Here is a 404-nt window from a genome sequence, read left to right on the forward strand (position 1 = left end):
GATCGGTGCCGGGGCCTCCGCCGCGGCGATCGCCGGCGGCCGATGGGCGGTCCTCGCGATCCTCTTCGTCCATCTGGTGCTCGCCGTCGAAGGACTGCTGTGGCGGGCCGCCCGGATGTCCAGCGACGTCCTGGTGTGGCTGCTCGGCGCTACCAGCGCCTGGATCCTGGCGGGCGTCCTGGACAAGCCGGGCAACGGCTCGGACTGGCTCTTCAACGCGCCCGGCCAGGAGTACCTCTGGCTCGGGCTGCCGATCGTCCTCGGCGCCCTCGTCCACGACATCGGCGACGCGCTGACCGTCTCCGGCTGTCCGATCCTGTGGCCGATCCCGCTGGGCCGCAAGCGCTGGTACCCGGTGGGGCCGCCGAAGGCCATACGGTTCCGGGCCGGCAGCTGGGTGGAGC

The 404-nt window shown here is 72.8% G+C and carries 1 pseudogene; it reads left to right on the plus strand.

Annotated elements, in window-relative coordinates:
* Positions 1-404, plus strand: a pseudogene (locus tag AC1DUE_RS20535) (hypothetical protein); the annotation flags it as partial.

Source organism: Cellulomonas sp. P4_A2, assembly GCF_056402515.1.